Raw genomic sequence first — 17,792 nt, 5'->3', positions numbered from 1 at the left:
CCTCGTTGCGCGCTAGGCGGCCGTCACACGCCGGCCTTGGCAAGGATCACGATCGAGATCCCGCGCGCCGCCGCGACCCCGTCCGCGTTCTGATACGAGTGCGGCTGGTTGCCCGGAAACGCAAGCACGTCGCCCGCCTCGAGCGTGAACCGGTCGCCCGCGACCATGATGTTCACGCGTCCTTCCAGCAGCGTGAAGAATTCGCGCGTGCCCGGCAGGTGCGGCGTGCCGCCCATCACGGCTCCAGGCGCGAAATCCATCACTTCCATCACGGAGTCAGGCACGGGCTCGGGGACGAGCGGGCGGATCGTGAGCCCGCGCCCCTTGCTTTTCATCGAGACCTCGTCCGCGCTCCAGCGCCGCACCTGCGCGCGCGGCGACGCGAGCAGCTCATCGATGGGCACGCCGAGCGCGCCCGCGACTTTCACGAGCACAGAAAGCGACGGATTGCCTTCGCCCGACTCGAGATTGGCGATGGTCGAGCGCGGCACGCCGGCAAGCTTCGCCACCGCTTCCTGCGTGAGCGAGCGTGCATGGCGCAGGCCCGCCAGGTTGCGCGCGAGGTGCGAGGCCGTCGGGTCCGTCATGGTCCGGCATTGTGACTTTCCTCCAATCCGTTGGACAGGAGGCTCGCCCTCGCGCGGGGTCATCCCTATCGTGACCTGACCGACCGACACACACACACACACACACAGGAGCCGCTCATGGACAACAGGGACATTTCACGTTTGCACGGCTTGCGCGTCGCCATCACCGGCGGCACGTCGGGACTGGGACTCGCGCTCGTCGAAGAGCTCTGCCGGCGCGGCGCGCGCGTCGCCTTCGTGGCGCGCGACGCGCAGCGCGTGGCCGAACTGGCGAGGCGGCTGCCGGGGACGCACGGCGTCGCGGGCGACGTGGCGCGCAAGGACGCGATCCATCCGATCGCGATGCAGGTGGCTGCCGCGCTCGGCGGGCTGGACGTGCTCGTCAACAACGCGTCCTCGCTCGGGCCCGTGCCGCTTGCAGCGCTTGCCGATACCGAATGCGAGGACTTCGAAGCGGCACTCGCCACCAACCTGCTCGGCCCGTTTCGCCTGACGAAGGCGTTGCTGGGTGCGCTCGCCGCTGCCGCGCGCGAAGGCCGGCCCGCGCTCGTCGTCAACATCTCCAGCGACGCGGCGGTGAACGCCTATGCGGGATGGGGCGCCTACTCCGCGAGCAAGGCGGCGCTGGCGCACCTGAGCCGCATCTGGGACGAGGAATTGCGCGAGCATGGCGTGCGCTTCGTTGCGCACGACCCGGGCGACATGGACACGCCTTTGCATGCGCTCGCGGTCCCGGAGGCGGATGTATCAACGCTCAAGTCCGCCGCGCTTTCGGCCGTCGAGCTGCTCGCGCGCATCGAGGCGTTGCTCGCACGCGAGGCGCTCCCCGCATGAAAGCCGCTGAACGTCCGCTGCAGCGGCCGCGCGATGCGCGTCTGCTCGTGATCGACGCCGCGGGAACCCTGCGGCACGCACCGCGCGCGCGGCTCGCGGACTTCCTGCGGCCGGGCGACGTGCTGGTCGCCAACGATGCCGCGACGCTGCCCGCGAGTCTTGCGGGCACGCACGAGCGCACGGGGCGTCGCATCGAAGTTCGGCTCGCGGGCCGCGCATCGCTCGCGAGCGATGACGTGCGCGAATTCACCGCGGTCCTCTTCGGCGAAGGCGACTATCGCATCCGCACCGAAGACCGGCCCTTGCCGCCGCATGTCGGCCCCGGAGACCGACTGAAACTCGGAGCGCTTTGCGCGACTGTGTTGCGCGTGCTCGATCATCCGCGCCTTGTCGCGCTGCGCTTCGAAGGCGCACCGGATGCGATCTGGGCGGGCATCGCGCGGCACGGCAAGCCGATCCAGTACGCGCACGTGCGTGAGCCGCTGAAGCTGTGGGATGTGTGGACGTGCGTGGCGGCGCTCCCGGTGGCGTTCGAGCCGCCTTCGGCCGGCTTCGTGCTCGACTGGGCGCTGCTCGCGGCGCTGAAGGCGCGCGGCGTCGGGTTCGCAACGCTCACGCAGGCCGCGGGGCTGTCGTCCACCGGAGACGCCGCGCTCGATGCGCGCCTGCCTCTGCCGGAGCCGTACCGCATTGCGCAGGCCACGGTCGATGCGATTCGCGGCGCCCGTGGCCGCGGAGCCCGCGTGGTGGCGCTCGGCACGACGGTGGTTCGCGCGCTCGAACATGCGGCTTCGGCTGGAGTGCTGCGCGCGGGCGACGGCCTGGCCGATGAGCGCATCGGTCCTGCGACCGCGCTTCGGGTCGTCGATGCCATCGTGAGCGGCACGCACGAGCCGGGCACCAGTCACTACGATCTGATGCGCGCGTTCGCCTCCGACGATGTCCTCGAGCGCGCCGCGGGCGAGCTCGAGTCGCAGGGCTACCTCACGCACGAGTTCGGCGACAGCGTGCTGCTGGAGCGGGCCGCGCTTGACGCCCGTCAGGCGCGGGTCACCCCGGATGCCGGACAATGCGGGGATCGCCGGGCCCACGAGTGCCCGGCTCCCGCATGACCGCTCCCCGGTGAACGAAGCATCCTCCCGCACTTCCCTCGACGCGGGCCGCATGACGGCCCTCGAACGCCGCGCCAGCCTCTCGCTGGCCGCCATCTTCGCCTCGCGCATGCTGGGCCTCTTCCTCGTCTTGCCGGTATTCGCGCTGGAAGCGGGGCGCTATCCGGGCGGCAACGACCCGGAGACGGTGGGGCTCGCGATGGGCATCTACGGGCTCACGCAAGGCATCCTGCAGCTGCCCTACGGTATCGCTTCGGACCGGTTCGGCCGCAAACGGGTGATCGCGCTCGGGCTCGTCGTGTTCGCGGCCGGCAGCTTCGTGGCGGCCGCCGCGAGCACGATGGCGGGGCTCGTCGCCGGCCGGGCGCTGCAAGGCGCCGGCGCGGTCTCGGCCGCGGTCACGGCACTGCTTGCCGACCAGACGCGCGACGAAGTGCGCACCAAGGCGATGGCGCTCGTGGGCGCGAGCATCGGGCTCATGTTCGCCCTGTCGCTCGTGGCCGCGCCGCTGCTCGCGAGCGTCGTGGGCCTGGCGGGCCTGTTCGCCGTCACGGGCGTGCTCGCGCTCGGCTGCATCGCCATCCTGCGCTGGGGCAGTCCGCCCGAGCCGCGGCAGCACAGGAACGTGCCGCGCGGCAGGCTCTCGGAAGTGCTGAGGCATGCGCCGCTCCTGCGGCTCGACGTGGGCGTGTTCGTGCTGCACGCCGTGCAGCTGGCGATGTGGGTTGCGCTACCCGCGCTGCTCGTGCAAGCGGGGCTCGACAAGGAAAACCACTGGCAGGTCTACCTGCCGGCGGTGGTCGCGTCGTTCCTCGTGATGGCCTTCACGCTCTTTCCGCTGGAGCGGCGCGGCTACCTGCGGGCGGTGTTCCTCTGCAGCGTCGCGGCGATGGGGCTCGTGCAGATCGGCCTGGTGTTCGCTTCGCGCGTGCCCCACATCGCCTTGCTGGCCGGGCTGCTCTTTGTCTTCTTCTGCGCGTTCAACGTGCTGGAGGCTTCGCAGCCGAGCATGACGTCGCGCGTGGCGCCGCAGCATGCGCGCGGCGCGGCGCTCGGTGTGTACAACACACTGCAATCGCTCGGATTTTTCACCGGCGGCGCGGTCGGCGGCTGGCTCGCCAAGAACGTTGGTGTGCCAGGCCTCTTCACCGCGTGCGCTCTCCTGATGGCTGTGTGGCTCGTGGTGGCGTGGCCGATGCGCGCGCCGCGGGCGGTGCAGACGGCCGAAGAGGTGCTGGCCGACGAAGCCCGGGCCACCTAACCGATAATCCTGGGAACTGGAGGAACCACCTCATGGCATCCGTCAACAAGGTCATCCTGGTCGGCAATTGCGGCCGGGACCCCGAAATCCGCTACCTGCCCTCGGGGCAGGCCGTCGCGAACGTCAGCATCGCCACCACGAGCAAGCGCAAGGACAAGAATTCCGGCGAGATGGTGGAGGAAACGCAGTGGCACCGCGTCACCTTCTTCGACCGGCTCGCCGAAATCGTCGGCGAGTACGTGAAGAAAGGCCGGCCCATCTACGTCGAAGGCCGCATCACCTATCGCAAGTACACCGACAAGGATGGCGTCGAGAAGAACGCGACCGACATCATCGCGACCGAAATGCAGCTGCTCGGAAGCCGCGAAGGCATGGGCGGCCCATCCGATGATGACGGTGGCGCGCCGCCGCGGCGCGCACCGGCGGCCTCGGGACGTCCGGCGGGCGGCGGCGGCGCTGCCAAGCCCGCGTCGAAGCCGAGCACGGGCTTTGACGACATGGACGACGACATTCCGTTCTGACGGCCGGGGGTGGCGACCACCCCCTCTGCGCACGCGCGGGAGTCACGGTGAGACGGTGAGACAGTGAGACGGTGAGAACTACCTGACGACGCCCATGCGCGTCCACGGCTGCTCCGCCTCGAGCTGCGCCACCAGCTTCTTCGGTGCGACGACGCGGTAGCTCTCCAGCAGCAGGCGCTTGAGCAGTTCGGCCGGAGGCTTGTCCACGCCTTCGAAATCCATGGAGACCCAGCCGCTCTTGCCAAGCCCGTACGCGGTGGGCTTCGCGAACGGCATCTTCAGGACTTCGTCGCGGCTCACGGTGAGCTTGCACGAGATGTGCAGCGGCCGACCGGCCACGCTCATGAAGGCGAAGGTCTTGTCCTTCACCGCGAGGTCGTCGTGCTCGGGCCAGGGACTCTTCGAATGCGCGCCCGGCAGCGCGAGGCCGAACTTCTTGAGCGCGGCGTGAACGGTATCGTGCGACTTCGGCATGGTGACGACTCTACGCGCCGATCACGCCGCCGCCCAGGCACACGTCGCCATCGTAGAGCACAGCCGACTGCCCGGGCGTCACGGCCCACTGCGGCTCGGCGAAGGCGAGGTCGAACCGCGCGCCCTCCACGCCCGAGAGCGTGCACGCGGCGTCGGACTGCCGGTAGCGTGTCTTTGCGGCATACAGGCCCGGCGGCGGTGGTGCGCCCGCGATCCAGCTCGCGTCGTCGGCGCGCAAAGACGACGCCAGCAGCCACGGGTGATCGTGGCCCTGCACCACCCACAGCGTGTTGTGCGCGAGGTCCTTTCGGGCCACGAACCACGGTGCGTGTTCGCCGCCGCCTCGTCGCGCGCCCTTGTCCTTGACGCCGCCGATGCCGAGCCCTTGCCGCTGGCCGAGGGTGTAGAACGAGAGGCCCGCGTGCTGCCCGATCGTGCGGCCGCGTTCGTCCTTGATCGGCCCGGGCTCCTTGGCGATGTAGCGGTTCAGGAACTCGCGAAACGGCCGCTCGCCGATGAAGCAGATGCCCGTCGAGTCCTTCTTCTTCGCGTTGGGCAGGCCGATGTCCGAGGCGAGCTCGCGCACCTCGGTCTTGCGCAGCTCGCCGATCGGAAAGAGCGTCTTCGAGAGCTGCGCCTGGTTCAGGCGATGCAGGAAGTAGCTCTGGTCCTTCGTGCCGTCGATGCCCTTCAGCAGCTCGAACCGGCCCGCGCGTTCGCGCACGCGCGCGTAGTGGCCGGTGGCGATCTTCTGCGCGCCGAGGCGCATCGCGTGTTCGAGGAACGCCTTGAACTTGATCTCGGCGTTGCACAGCACGTCGGGGTTGGGCGTGCGGCCCGCCTGGTATTCGCGCAGGAACTCGGCGAAGACCCGGTCTTTGTATTCGGCAGCGAAGTTGACGTGCTCGATCTCGATGCCGATCACGTCCGCCACGCTCGCCGCATCGAGGAAGTCCTGCCGCGACGAGCAGTACTCGTCGTCGTCGTCGTCCTCCCAGTTCTTCATGAAGATCGCGACGACGTCCCAGCCTTCGCGTTTGAGCAGGTACGCGCTCACCGCGGAGTCCACGCCTCCGCTCAGACCGACGACGACGCGTGGCTTCGAACTCATTTGTGCGATTATCCCAACGACCTTTTGTCCCGATGCGCTACCGGCCCAATCCCGTTCAACTGCCGCGGCAGCCGAAGTCGCCCGCGGCGATGGTCACGGCCGGCGCGGTGCACGTCGCGCTGCTGTGGCTGCTGCTGCAGCACCAGCCCGTGCAGCAGGCCATCCGCTACGTCGTGCAGTATGTGCGCCCTGTGAGTCCGACCGCGAGCTCGAGCCCCGCGAGTACCAGCACGAGCCGCGCGATCACGATCCAGCATGCGCCGCTGCCGCTGCAGATGGGCCCGGAGCTGCCCGTGTTTTCCCGCGCGCCCGAATCGAGCGTGCCGCTGAAGGTGACGACGCAACTGCCCGATGCCCTGCGCGCGGACGAGAAACGTCGCGGCGCGAAACGCGTCGAGGCGCCGCCGCGCGAGGTGCCGCCCGCCGCGTCGATCGAGGCGGCGCCGGCGCCGCATCCGCTGCCGGAGCCGACCCCTGTCGCGCCGATCGCACCGGCACCGGCCGAAGCGGCGCCGGTGCCTCCGCCGAAGGCCGAGGATGCGCCTGCGCCGCCCGAGCCCGCGCTGTCGCCTACTCCGCCGTCGCCCGTGCCTGCGCCTCTTCCGGCTCCTCTTGCGGCACCCGTGCCCGCGCCGGCGCCGGTCCCCGCGCCTGTTCCCGTGCCGGCGCCCGCCCCAGCGCCGGTTCCCGCGCCTGCGCCTGTTCCCGCTTCGGTGCCATCGCCCGCGGCCGTCCCTGCCACCGAGCCGGTCGCCTCGCCCGCTCCTGTGCCGGCGGTCGTGCCGGAACGCAAGCCCGCACCAATGCCCGCACCTGCGCCGGCGACACCGCCAGCACCGCCGCCCCCCGCACCGGCACCGGCACCGGCACCCGCACCCGCACCCGCACCCGCACCCGCACCCGCACCCGCACCCGCACCCGCACCCGCACCCGCACCTCCCGCGCCCGCGCCCGCGCCCGCACCCGCGCCTTCAGCCGCGCAGCCCGTATCACCGCCTGCGGCCTCCGAGGTTGCCGCTCCCGCGCAGCCTGCCGCGCCCGCGCCGGTCATCGCCGCGCCTGCGGCACCCGCATCCCCGGCCGGACCGGCCATCGCAACGCCGTCCACGTCGCCGGGGGTGCCCGCTGCCCGTGCACGCGAAGGCACCGGCACCGTCGAATCGCCCGCGCCCGGCGGCACGTCGCGTGCTCCGGGAGGCGGCGGCATCACGGTACCCGGCGGCGTGCCCGTGCTGCCCTCGCCGCCCGGCTGGGGCGCGCCGGCCGTCGCGCCGCCGGTGGCATCGCCCGGCCCTGCGCGAGGGCTGCCGCCCGCGCCCGTGATCAAGCCGTACGACGGGCCGATCTATCCGCTGCCCTACCGCCCGAGGCGCAGCCTCGCCGAGATGGCGAACGAGCAGTTGCGGCGCGACCGGAAGGACCCGCTTGCAAGCGGCATGGAAGACGCGGGGCGAGACGATTGCCTGCACGCCCCTGACAAGGCGCAAGCGGCGGGCGGACTGCTTGCCCTGCCGCAACTCGTGCAACGCGCACTCACGGACCGCTGCGCGAAATGAACGGGCGTCGGGAAGTTCAGCCTCGGGACGAGACGCTCGGGTCCGTGTGGATCGCCGAAAGCGCGATGCGCTGTCCCGCGAGATAGTCTTCGACACATCGCATCACGAGCGGACTGCGATGACGCTCGGCGGTTGCGCGCACCTGATCGGCGGTGAGCCAGAGCGTACGCACGATCCCGCTGTCGAGCGGGCGACGCGGCTCGCCGTCCAGCAAGTCGCCGCAAAAGGCAAACCTCAGATAGGTGAGGTCCCCGCCATGGGGGTCGCGCACGCGCAGGAGGTAGACACCCACGAGGGCGCGCGGACGGAACGGCCAGCCCGTTTCCTCCAGGGCCTCGCGTGCGGCGCCTTCGCAGAGCGACTCGCCGGGGTCGAGATGCCCCGCGGGATTGTTCAGCCGCAGGCCCTCGCTCGTTTCCTCTTCCACGAGCAGGAAGCGGCCGTCGCGCTCGATCACGGCGGCGACCGTGGCGGTGGGTGTCCATCGACCTGCCATGACGCATTATGGGTGCCGGAATGAGACAGAATGGCGCGGTCTCGACTCATCCATTCACTCGCAATGCGAAGCAGGAATCTCTTCATCGCGTGCGCGATGCTCATGCTGCTGGCCGCGCCGCAGGCGTTCGCGCAGGCGAGCGCGCCGCTGCCGGCGATCCAGATGCCCGCCGCCGCGCCCAACCCCTATGGCCTGGGTGCGGTGTGGGCCCAGGGCGACTGGGTCGCGCGCATCACGATCCTCATCCTGCTCGTCATGTCGGTTGCGAGCTGGTACGTGCTCGTGAGCAAGCTGATCGCGCAGTCGCGCATCGGCGAACAGGGTCGGGCCGCGAACCGCGAATTCTGGACGCGCGAGACCGTGCGGCAAGGCGCCGACGCGCTGCACAAGTCCAGCCCCTACCGGTTCGTTGCCGAGTCGGCGCTCGAAGCGACGCGCAAGCACGAGGGCCTCATCGGCCGGGTCGATCTGAACACCTGGGTCGCGCAGAGCATCGAGCGGGCCGTGGGCACCGTGCACAGCCGCGCGCAGGAAGGGCTCGCGGTGCTTGCGACGGTCGGCTCGACCGCGCCCTTCGTCGGCCTCTTCGGCACCGTCTGGGGCATCTACAACGCGCTCGTGCGCATCGGTGCTTCGGGGCAGGCCTCCATCGATCGCGTCGCGGGCCCCGTGGGCGAGGCGCTCATCATGACGGCGATCGGCCTCGCGGTCGCCGTGCCGGCGGTGCTCGGCTACAACTGGCTCGTGCGGCGCAACAAGGTCGTGATGGATGGGATCCGCGCGTTCGGCTCCGACTTGCACACGGTGCTGCTCGCGGCCGGTGCGGGCACGGCCGCCAACGAGGCGCAAGGCTGATGGGCATCCACTACAAGGATGCCGCCGAAGGCGACGACGCGCTCATCGCCGAGATCAACACGACCCCGCTGGTCGACGTGATGCTCGTGCTCCTGATCATCTTCCTCATCACGATTCCGGTGGTGAACAGCTCGATCTTCGTGAGCCTGCCGCGCGAGGCGAATCCAGTTCAGGACGCGCAGGCGCAAGACGTGATCGTCACGGTCGACGCCGAAGGCGCGCTCTACTGGTTCGACACGCCGCTCACCGCGCGCGAGAACCTCGAGCCGCTGCTCGCGAAGGTGGCGGCGATGCAGCCGCAGCCCGAACTGCACATCCGGGGCGACGCGCGCGCCGACTACGATTCCATCGGCTACGTCGTGTACGCAGCGCAGCGCTCGGGCATCGCGCGCATCGGCTTCGTCACCGAGCCGCCCCGGGCGCCGTGATCATGCAGGTGAAGGCCGGACTCGAGCGCGAACCCGAACCGCTCGCCGACATCAACACCACGCCGCTCGTGGACGTGCTGCTCGTGCTGCTCGTGATGCTCATCATCACGATCCCGATCCAGCTGCACGCGGTGGACATCGAGATGCCGAGCGCCAGCGCGCCGCCCCCGCGCAGCGAGCCGCAGGTGGTGGAAATCGACGTCACGCCCGCGGGGCGCTACCTGTGGAACGGGGTGCCGCTCGCGGACCGGGGCGAACTCGAAGCGAAACTGCGCGACGCCGCGGCGCAGCCCGATCAGCCCGAAATCCACCTGCGGCCCAGTCGCGCGGCGAAGTACGACGCCGTGGCCGCCGCGCTTTCGAGCGCGCAACGCTGGGGGCTCGTGAAGATCGGCCTCGTGGGGTCCGAGCAGTACGAGCGCTGATCAGGCCGAATATTCCTCGGAGCCCTGGACCCAGATGAACGACTGCAGGTCGATCATGTCGCGTGCCTTGAAGCCGGGCTTGCGGTCGAGGTCGCGGCGGATCACCGCGGCGAACGACAGCAGCGCCTGGTAGCCCGCCCAGCTCGGCTTGGGGTCGTAGGGCAGATCGCAGGCATAAGCCTTCGCGGCGCGCCGCGTCACGCGGGGCTTGAACAGGAGGTGGCGGTCGGGTCGCGCGATGAAGCCGAACACGGTCGCCACCGGCCACGTGAGCACGGGGCTGCCGCGCCGCGGCAAATCGGCGAGCGCCTCGATCCAGTCGTCGAAGCGGCGGTGGGCCGAGCCTTGGCCGAACAGAAAGGCGTAGAGCTCGGTTGCGAAGAGCCGTGCGCCGGCGGGCGTCTTCACCGCGTCGCGCAGCGCCATCTTTTCGAAAGAAAAGAGCAGGTTGGCGCGCGACTCGATCCGAACCGCGATGTCCGCGATCTGTCGGAACTCGCCCCGGGCCATCCGCTTGCGAAAGGCCGAGGGGCCGAGTTCCGCGTGCCATTCGAGGTGGGCGCGTTCCTTGTACGAGCGTTCCGCGACGAGGTAAGTCTCGTCCTCGAAGCCCGCGGGGTAGAAGAGCTCGAACTTGCGCCGGCAGCGCGCCGCGCCGAGGAAATTGACGTTGCTGCCCGCGCTGCGGCAAAGCGGGCTGAAGAGGAATGCCGTGCGTGCCATCCGGGCAGTGTTCGGTTTGGCCCGAACTCGGCCGTGTCGGACTTCGCGCCGCTCGCCTGTAGGACGAGGCATCACGCCGCGCACTTCAAGCCGGCGCACGCACGAGCATGAGCTCGGTGATCTCCGAGGGCGCGCCGAAACGCTTGGGCGGTCCCCAGTAGCCGGTGCCGCGGCTCACGTAGAGCCACATGCGTCCGACGCGGTGCAGCCCGGCCGTCCAGGGCTGCTGCAGCCGAACGAACCAGTTCCACGGCAGGAACTGCCCGCCATGCGTGTGGCCCGACAGCTGCAGGTCGAATCCGGCGGCCGCTGCAGCCGGCGCGCTGCGCGGCTGGTGGGCGAGGAGCACCTTCACGCAGTCCTCGGGCGCACCCTCGAGCGCCGCTTGCGCATCGGGCCGGTGCGCCTCGTCGAAGTGAGCCGCGCTGTAGTCGGGGATGCCGCCCACCACGAGCGACGCGCCGTCGTGCCGGATCACGACGTGCTCGTTCAGCAGCACCCGGATGCCGAGCGCGCGCAGCTCATCCAGCCACGCGTGCGCCCCCGAGTAGTACTCGTGATTGCCCGTGACGAAAAATACGCCGTGCCTCGCCCGCAGCTGCGCGAGCACGGCCACGTGCGCGCGCAGGTCGGCCACGGAGCCGTCGACCAGGTCGCCGGTGATGGCGACGAGGTCGGGCGCGAGGCCGTTCACGCGCCGCACGATCGCTTCGAGGTAGCGGCCCTTGATCGTGGGTCCCACGTGGATGTCGCTGATCTGCACGATGCGAAAACCCTGCAGCGGCTCGGCGAGCGTCTCGAGCGCGACGGGCACGTAGACCGGGCGCGCCGTGCGCCGCGCGTTGAGGAAGCCGATGGCGGTGACCGCCAGGCCCAGCACGGGCACGGCCGCCGCGGTCGGCGCTCGCAGCCATTCGATGGAGTGCGGCTGCGAAGCCAGAGCGACAGCCACGGCAGCGGCGAGGAGGACGAGGTCGCGCAGGAATGTCCCCACGAGGAGCGACGAGAACAGACCCATGAAGAGGAGGCCGACCCAGGCGAGCCGGTCCGAAAGCGGGGGCCGCGCGACGCGGCGCGCGATCAGGCCGAGCGGCACCAGCAGCGCCGAAGCCGCGAGGAGCAGCGCAAGGAGCATCGCGCCTGTCGCATCCGCAAGCTCCGGCACGAGGCGCGCGCCGATGTACAGATGCAGCGCCGCCGAGAGCCCGAGCAGGAATAGAAGTGACATGAACGGCCAGATGGGGATTCTCGCGCCAAAACCCAATGCCGCACGCGCCTGCGCGGGCCCGTGAGGCGACGCCTGCGCCGCGCGCGACTCGAGCCCGGCAGTGCTTGTTGTAAGCTTGGGTTCAGCCGGCCCAGCCCCCGAGCTTTCCAACAACCATCCATCGCACGCGAGGAGAACGAGCCATGTCGATTGGCGTGTCCGCTGTCACACCGGCGGACGAGAGCAGTGCTGCCATGACCGCGACCGCGGCCAAGACACCCCTCTTGATCGGTGTTCCGAAGGAAACCGCCCCGCTCGAAAAGCGGGTGGCGACGGTGCCCGAGGTGGTGGAAAAACTGATGAAGCTCGGCTTGCGCGTCGCCGTGGAAAGCGGAGCGGGCGACGCGGCGAATTTCGCGGACGACACCTACCGGGCCGCCGGCGCGGAAGTCGTCGCCACAGCGGCCGAGCTCTGGGGCCGCGCGGACATCGTGTTCAAGGTGCGTCCGCCAAGCCCGGAAGAAGTCGATCTGATGCGCGAGGGCGCCACCCTGATCGGCTTCGTCTGGCCGGCGCAGAATCCGCAGCTGATGCAGCAGCTCGCCGCGAAGAAGGCGACGGTGCTGGCGATCGACGCGCTGCCGCGCCAGCTGTCGCGCGCGCAGAAGATGGACGCGCTCACGTCGATGGCGGGTATCAGCGGCTACCGCGCCGTGATCGAGGCGGCCCATGCGTTCGGGCGCTTCTTCAACGGCCAGGTCACCGCCGCGGGGAAGATCCCGCCCGCGAAGGTGTTCATCGCCGGCGCCGGTGTGGCGGGGCTCGCGGCGATCGGCACCGCCGCCAATCTCGGGGCCATCGTGCGAGCCAACGACACCCGTGCGGAAGTCGCCGACCAGGTCGTCTCGCTCGGCGGCGAATTCGTGAAGGTCGACTACGAGGAAGAAGGCTCCGGGGGCGGCGGCTACGCCAAGGTGATGAGCGAGGGCTTCCAGCAGGCCCAGCGCGAGATGTACGCGAAGCAGGCGAAGGACGCCGACATCATCGTCACGACCGCGCTCATCCCCGGCAAACCCGCGCCGCGCCTCATCACCGCCGAGATGGTGAAGACCATGCGGCCCGGCAGCGTGATCGTCGACATGGCGGCCGAGCAGGGCGGCAACTGCGAGCTCACGCAGCCCGGCGAGGCCGTGGTGAAGCACGGCGTCACGATCATCGGCTACACCGATCTCGCGAGCCGCCTCGCGCGGCAGTCCTCGACGCTTTACTCCAACAACCTGCTGCGCCTTGCCGAGGAGCTGTGCAAGACGAAGGACGGTGTCATCGACGTCAACATGGAAGACGACGCCATCCGCGGCCTCACGGTCATCAAGAAAGGCGAAATCACCTGGCCCGCGCCGCCGCCGAAGCTGCCGGCCGTGGCGCCGCAGGCGAAGCCCGCCGCGGCACCCGCCGCCCCGAAAGGGCATGGGCACGGCAGCAGCGAACCGATGTCGGGGAAGTCGCTTGCCACCGTGTTCGCGGTGGGCGCGATCCTCTTTCTCCTGGTCGGCCTCTACGCGCCCGCGTCGTTCCTCGCGCACTTCACCGTGTTCGTGCTCGCCTGCTTCGTCGGCTACATGGTCATCTGGAACGTGACGCCCTCGCTGCACACGCCGCTCATGAGCGTCACCAACGCGATTTCCTCCATCATCGCGATCGGCGCGCTGATCCAGGTCGCGCCGCCCATCGTGGGCGTGGGCGCCGATCGGCCGGCGCAGCTGATCCTCGGGCTTGCCGTGTTCGCGCTCGCGCTCACGGCCATCAACATGTTCGGCGGCTTCGCGGTCACGCGGCGCATGCTGGCCATGTTCCGCAAGTGAGGGGACGGGCATGAACGCAAGCCTCGCTACCGTCTCCTACATCGGTGCCACCATCCTCTTCATCCTGAGCCTGGGCGGCCTCGCGAACCCGGAGACCGCGCGCCGCGGCAACTTGCTGGGCATGATCGGCATGGCCATCGCCGTGTGCGCCACGGTGTTCGGGCCGCGCGTGACCTCGCCGGGGTACGCGTGGATCGTCGGCGCTCTCGTGATCGGCGGCAGCATCGGCCTTCTCGCGGCGAAGAAGGTGCAGATGACGCAGATGCCCGAGCTCGTCGCGCTGATGCACAGCCTCGTGGGTCTGGCCGCCTGCCTGGTCGGCTTCGCGAGTTACGTCGATACGTCGATCGAATTCACGGGCGCCGAAAAGGCGATCCACGAGATCGAGATCTACGTCGGCATCCTGATCGGCGCGGTCACGTTCTCCGGATCGGTCATCGCGTTCGGCAAGCTCTCGGCGCGCATCGGCGGCAAGCCCGTGCTGCTGCCGGGGCGCCACTGGCTCAATCTCGCGGGCCTTCTCATCGTGATCTGGTTCGGGCGCGAGTTCCTGCACGCGCCGACCATCGAAGCGGGCATGACGCCGCTCGTCGTGATGACCGTGGTCGCGCTTCTCTTCGGCGTGCACATGGTGATGGCAATCGGCGGCGCCGACATGCCGGTGGTGGTCTCGATGCTCAACAGCTATTCGGGCTGGGCGGCGGCAGCCACCGGCTTCATGCTCGGCAACGACTTGCTGATCGTCGTGGGCGCGCTCGTGGGCTCCTCGGGCGCGATCCTCTCGTACATCATGTGCCGCGCGATGAACCGCAACTTCGTGAGCGTGATCGCGGGCGGCTTCGGCACGGGCGGCGGCGCGCCGGCCGCGGCGGGCGGGGGGCAGCCGGCCGGCGAAGTGTCGCCGATCGGCGCGGCCGAAACCGCGGAGATGCTGCGCGAGGCGAAGAACGTGATCATCGTGCCCGGCTACGGCATGGCGGTGGCGCAGGCCCAGCACACGGTCTACGAGATCACGAAGCTCCTGCGCGAGAAGGGCGTGAACGTGCGCTTCGGCATCCACCCGGTGGCCGGCCGCATGCCGGGCCACATGAACGTGCTGCTGGCCGAAGCCAAGGTGCCGTACGACATCGTGCTGGAGATGGACGAGATCAACGCGGACTTCCCCGACACCGACGTGGCGATGGTGATCGGCGCCAACGACATCGTGAACCCGGCGGCGCAGGAGGACCCGGCGAGTCCCATCGCGGGCATGCCGGTGCTCGAAGTGTGGAAGGCGAAGACCTCCATCGTGATGAAGCGCAGCATGGCGTCCGGCTACGCGGGCATCGACAACCCGCTTTTCTACAAGGACAACAACCGCATGCTGTTCGGCGACGCGAAGAAGATGCTGGACGAAGTGCTGGCCGCGCTGAAGTCCTGAAGCAACCCGAGGAGACCGACGATGAACGAGCGCCCCTGGCTCGCCGCCTACCCCGAGGGCGTGCCCGCCGATATCGATGCCGCGCAATACCAGTCGCTCGTGCAGCTCATGGAAGAGAGCTTCCAGAAGTTCGCGGCGCGCACCGCGTATTCCTTCATGGGCAAGGACCTCGGCTACGGCGAGACGGACTCGCTTTCGCGCGCGTTCGCGGCGTATCTGCAGGGGCTGGGCCTCGCCAAGGGCGATCGCGTCGCGGTGATGATGCCCAACGTGCCGCAGTACCCGGTGGCCGTGGCGGCCATCCTGCGCGCGGGCTGCGTGGTCGTGAACGTGAACCCGCTTTACACGCCGCGCGAACTGGAGCACCAGCTGAAGGACTCGGGTGCGAAGGCGATCGTCATCATCGAGAACTTCGCCAACACGCTGCAGCAGTGCATCGCCGCCACGCCCGTGAAGCACGTGGTGCTCGCGGCGATGGGCGACCTGCTCGGCCTCGTGAAGGGCACGCTCGTGAACTACGTCGTGCGCAAGGTGAAGAAGATGGTGCCGGCGTTCAGCGTGCCGGGGGCGGTGCGCTTCAACGATGCCATCGCGCAGGGCGAGCGCGGCACGCTCAGGCGACCGGAGATCAAGCCGGACGACGTGGCCGTGCTGCAGTACACCGGGGGCACGACGGGCGTGTCGAAGGGCGCGGTGCTCCTGCACCGCAACGTGATCGCCAACGTCCTGCAGTCCGAAGCGTGGAATGCGCCGGTGATGGGCAAGGTCCCCAAGGGCGAGCAGTCGGCCGCCGTCTGCGCGCTGCCGCTTTATCACATCTTCGCGTTCACGGTCGGCATGATGCTGTCGATGCGCACGGGCGGGCGGCTGATCCTGATTCCGAATCCGCGCGATCTGACGGCCGTGCTGAAGGAATTGTCGCGGCAGACATTCCACAGCTTTCCCGCGGTCAACACGCTCTTCAACGGGCTTGCGAACCATCCCGACTTCGGCAAGGTGGACTGGAGCCACCTGAAGGTTTCGGTCGGCGGCGGCATGGCCGTGCAGGGCGCCGTCGCGCAGAAGTGGCTGGAGAAAACCGGCTGCCCGATCTGCGAAGGCTACGGCCTGTCCGAAACGTCGCCCTCGGTGAGCTGCAACCCGGTGACGAGCACCGAGTACACCGGCACGATCGGCGTGCCGCTGCCATCCACCGTGATGAAGTGCCTGGACGACGATGGGAACGAAGTGGCGCTGGGCCAGCCCGGCGAAATCGCGATCTGCGGCCCGCAGGTGATGGCCGGCTACTGGCAGCGGCCCGACGAGACGGCGAAAGTCATGACGGCCGACGGCTTCTTCAAGACGGGTGACATCGGCGTGATGGACGAGCGCGGCTATTTCCGCATCGTCGACCGCAAGAAGGACATGGTGCTGGTCTCGGGGTTCAACGTCTATCCGAACGAGGTGGAAGACGTGGTGCAAAAACTCGAAGGCGTGATGGAGTGCGCCGTGGTCGGCGTGCCGGACGACAAGACGGGCGAGGCGGTCAAACTTGTGATCGTGAAGAAGGACCCGGGGCTCACCGAGCAGCAGGTGCGCGAGTTCTGCCGGGCGAACCTGACCGGCTACAAACAGCCGAAAGTGGTCGAGTTCCGCACCGATCTGCCGAAAACGCCAGTCGGAAAAATACTCAGGCGGGAATTGCGCGACCGCAAGTAGGGGGCTGGGTTAGATTACGGGGCTCTCAGAGCTGTTCCCGTTCCATGATCTTCCGTCTCAAACCCGTGGCCGCGGCCCTGCTGGCGTGTCTTGCGCTGCACGCCCCGGTCGCTCGCGCCGTTGCCCTGGGCCAGTTCCGCGTCCTCTCCAACCAGGGAGAGCCGCTGCTCGCCGAAGTCGAGATCCCCGAGCTGAGCGCCCCCGACGCGGGCGCGTTGCGCGCGGGGCTCGGGACGCCGGAGGACTACCAGGCCACGGGGATGTCGCTGGACCCGTCCCTGCAGGGGATGCGGATCTGGTTGAACCGGCGCGCCGACGGCCGCTATTTCCTGCGGCTCGCGGGCACGCGGCCTGTGACTGCGGGTTCGGTCGACATCATCCTGCAGGTGCAGGGCGTCTCGCGCTCCGTCTGGAGGGACTACCGTGTGCCGGTGTCGCCCCGGGCGCGTGCGGAGGCCGAAGTCGCGCAGCCGCTGGCGCTCGGCCTCGCTCGCGTCCTGTCGCAGCGGGGCGAGCCGCTGCGCGCGGAAATCGACGTGCCCGTCGTCCCCAAGGGGCAGGAAGCGGGTGTGCGCGCGGGGCTTGCTTCGGCGAGCGACTTCGCGGCGGCCGGCATGGACAGGCCGGAGCTCGGCAACGTGCGCATGCAGCTGCAGAAGAAAGCCGATGGCCGCAGCGTCCTGAGCGTCACGAGCGACAAGCCCGTCGATTCGGCTTCCGTCAATCTGCTGCTCGATGCGCAGTGGCCCTCGGGCCGGATCGTGCGCGACTACTCGCTCGCCATGCCGCCCCCGCCGCAGACAGCCGCCGCCACGTCGCGAGCGGCCGCCGGAAGCATCGGCACCGAGCAGCAGGTAGCCGCGGCGCCACCGCCACCGCCGTCACCCCTGCCGACCGCGCAGCAACGCGCGACGATCACCTCACCGCCGGCCGCCACGCCAGGCGGAGGTGCTGGCGCCGGAGCGCCTTCGCCACTGGTATTGAATGAGGCATCGGGCCCCGCAGCGAGGTCTTCATCTCCGGCGCCGCTGCCGCCGTCACCCGCGGCCGCGCCGGCGGGAGCCGGTTCGCCGGCCGTGCAGCTCTTCACACCTGTGGCCCCTCCGGCTTCCGTGAGCCCGCCGCCGCCTCCGGTGGCGGTTGCCTCGCCGCCCTCGCCCCCGGTTCCTGTGAGGGCGGCGCCTGCATTGCCCGTGCCGGGGCCGGTAGCGGTTGCGCCACC

18 protein-coding genes are annotated in these 17,792 nt (G+C 69.6%); 12 read left to right on the top strand and 6 right to left on the bottom strand.

The window, feature by feature from the left end:
• Window positions 1-23: 23 nt before the first annotated feature.
• Complete coding sequence (locus VHA82_RS02690) at window positions 24-587, bottom strand: helix-turn-helix domain-containing protein (protein ID WP_325540012.1); 564 nt, start codon at window positions 585-587, stop codon at window positions 24-26.
• A 117-nt stretch (window positions 588-704) separates the two neighbouring features.
• On the opposite strand from VHA82_RS02690, the gene VHA82_RS02685 reads away from it, so the two are divergent.
• The 4 genes from VHA82_RS02685 to ssb are packed head-to-tail and all read left to right on the top strand — an operon-like array spanning window position 705 to window position 4,315.
• The gene (locus tag VHA82_RS02685) at window positions 705-1,421 is read left to right on the top strand and encodes an SDR family oxidoreductase (protein WP_325540011.1); all 717 of its coding nucleotides are present in this window, start codon (window positions 705-707) and stop codon (window positions 1,419-1,421) included.
• Window positions 1,418-2,533 (top strand): S-adenosylmethionine:tRNA ribosyltransferase-isomerase, encoded by a 1,116-nt coding sequence (locus VHA82_RS02680; RefSeq protein ID WP_325540010.1) that lies wholly within the window; start codon window positions 1,418-1,420, stop codon window positions 2,531-2,533. Before VHA82_RS02685 ends, VHA82_RS02680 begins: the two co-directional genes overlap by 4 nt.
• A gap of 52 nt (window positions 2,534-2,585) precedes the next feature.
• Window positions 2,586-3,794, top strand: a complete 1,209-nt coding sequence (locus tag VHA82_RS02675; protein WP_325540093.1) for an MFS transporter — start codon at window positions 2,586-2,588, stop codon at window positions 3,792-3,794.
• 32 nt (window positions 3,795-3,826) lie between these two features.
• A complete protein-coding gene (ssb, locus tag VHA82_RS02670) occupies window positions 3,827-4,315 on the top strand; it encodes a single-stranded DNA-binding protein (protein WP_325540009.1) in 489 nt (162 codons plus the stop codon).
• Between the two features lie 78 nt (window positions 4,316-4,393).
• Here ssb and VHA82_RS02665 read toward each other — a convergent pair whose 3' ends face one another.
• The gene (locus tag VHA82_RS02665; RefSeq protein ID WP_325540008.1) at window positions 4,394-4,789 is read right to left on the bottom strand and encodes an MmcQ/YjbR family DNA-binding protein; all 396 of its coding nucleotides are present in this window, start codon (window positions 4,787-4,789) and stop codon (window positions 4,394-4,396) included.
• Window positions 4,790-4,799: 10 nt separating this feature from the next.
• Complete coding sequence (gene mnmA / locus VHA82_RS02660) at window positions 4,800-5,900, bottom strand: tRNA 2-thiouridine(34) synthase MnmA (protein WP_325540007.1); 1,101 nt, start codon at window positions 5,898-5,900, stop codon at window positions 4,800-4,802.
• Between the two features lie 32 nt (window positions 5,901-5,932).
• Between mnmA and VHA82_RS02655 the strand changes: the two genes are divergently transcribed.
• The gene (locus VHA82_RS02655) at window positions 5,933-7,456 is read left to right on the top strand and encodes a hypothetical protein (protein WP_325540004.1); all 1,524 of its coding nucleotides are present in this window, start codon (window positions 5,933-5,935) and stop codon (window positions 7,454-7,456) included.
• A 16-nt stretch (window positions 7,457-7,472) separates the two neighbouring features.
• On the opposite strand, the gene VHA82_RS02650 is transcribed toward VHA82_RS02655, so the two are convergent.
• A complete protein-coding gene (locus VHA82_RS02650; protein WP_325540001.1) occupies window positions 7,473-7,952 on the bottom strand; it encodes an NUDIX hydrolase in 480 nt (159 codons plus the stop codon).
• A gap of 63 nt (window positions 7,953-8,015) precedes the next feature.
• Between VHA82_RS02650 and VHA82_RS02645 the strand changes: the two genes are divergently transcribed.
• The 3 genes from VHA82_RS02645 to VHA82_RS02635 are packed head-to-tail and all read left to right on the top strand — an operon-like array spanning window position 8,016 to window position 9,660.
• Window positions 8,016-8,807, top strand: a complete 792-nt coding sequence (locus VHA82_RS02645) for a MotA/TolQ/ExbB proton channel family protein (RefSeq protein WP_325539999.1) — start codon at window positions 8,016-8,018, stop codon at window positions 8,805-8,807.
• Complete coding sequence (locus tag VHA82_RS02640; RefSeq protein ID WP_325539997.1) at window positions 8,807-9,235, top strand: biopolymer transporter ExbD; 429 nt, start codon at window positions 8,807-8,809, stop codon at window positions 9,233-9,235. The genes VHA82_RS02645 and VHA82_RS02640 overlap by 1 nt, the downstream gene beginning before the upstream one ends.
• Before the next feature lie 2 nt (window positions 9,236-9,237).
• Entirely contained in the window at window positions 9,238-9,660 is a 423-nt protein-coding gene (locus tag VHA82_RS02635; protein WP_325539995.1) for an ExbD/TolR family protein, read from the top strand.
• Here VHA82_RS02635 and VHA82_RS02630 read toward each other — a convergent pair whose 3' ends face one another.
• Both VHA82_RS02630 and VHA82_RS02625 read right to left on the bottom strand, forming a co-directional pair.
• On the bottom strand, window positions 9,661-10,383 hold the full coding sequence (locus VHA82_RS02630; protein WP_325539993.1) for a hypothetical protein: 723 nt from the start codon (window positions 10,381-10,383) through the stop codon (window positions 9,661-9,663).
• Between the two features lie 85 nt (window positions 10,384-10,468).
• Window positions 10,469-11,611, bottom strand: coding sequence for a metallophosphoesterase (locus VHA82_RS02625; RefSeq protein WP_325539991.1), 1,143 nt, complete (start codon window positions 11,609-11,611; stop codon window positions 10,469-10,471).
• 233 nt (window positions 11,612-11,844) lie between these two features.
• On the opposite strand from VHA82_RS02625, the gene VHA82_RS02620 reads away from it, so the two are divergent.
• The 4 genes from VHA82_RS02620 to VHA82_RS02605 form a co-directional block, all read left to right on the top strand.
• The gene (locus VHA82_RS02620) at window positions 11,845-13,452 is read left to right on the top strand and encodes a Re/Si-specific NAD(P)(+) transhydrogenase subunit alpha (protein ID WP_325539989.1); all 1,608 of its coding nucleotides are present in this window, start codon (window positions 11,845-11,847) and stop codon (window positions 13,450-13,452) included.
• Between the two features lie 10 nt (window positions 13,453-13,462).
• Window positions 13,463-14,872, top strand: coding sequence for a Re/Si-specific NAD(P)(+) transhydrogenase subunit beta (gene pntB, locus VHA82_RS02615; protein WP_325539987.1), 1,410 nt, complete (start codon window positions 13,463-13,465; stop codon window positions 14,870-14,872).
• Between the two features lie 21 nt (window positions 14,873-14,893).
• A complete protein-coding gene (locus VHA82_RS02610) occupies window positions 14,894-16,570 on the top strand; it encodes a long-chain-fatty-acid--CoA ligase (RefSeq protein WP_325539984.1) in 1,677 nt (558 codons plus the stop codon).
• Between the two features lie 44 nt (window positions 16,571-16,614).
• Window positions 16,615-17,792 (top strand): type IV pilus assembly protein FimV (locus VHA82_RS02605; RefSeq protein WP_414708613.1); only part of this gene is annotated, 1,178 nt, incomplete at its 3' end.

This window comes from Ramlibacter sp. (assembly GCF_035548915.1).
Taxonomy (GTDB): Bacteria; Pseudomonadota; Gammaproteobacteria; order Burkholderiales; family Burkholderiaceae_C; genus Ramlibacter.
This window is presented reverse-complemented; position numbering and strand designations above follow the sequence as displayed.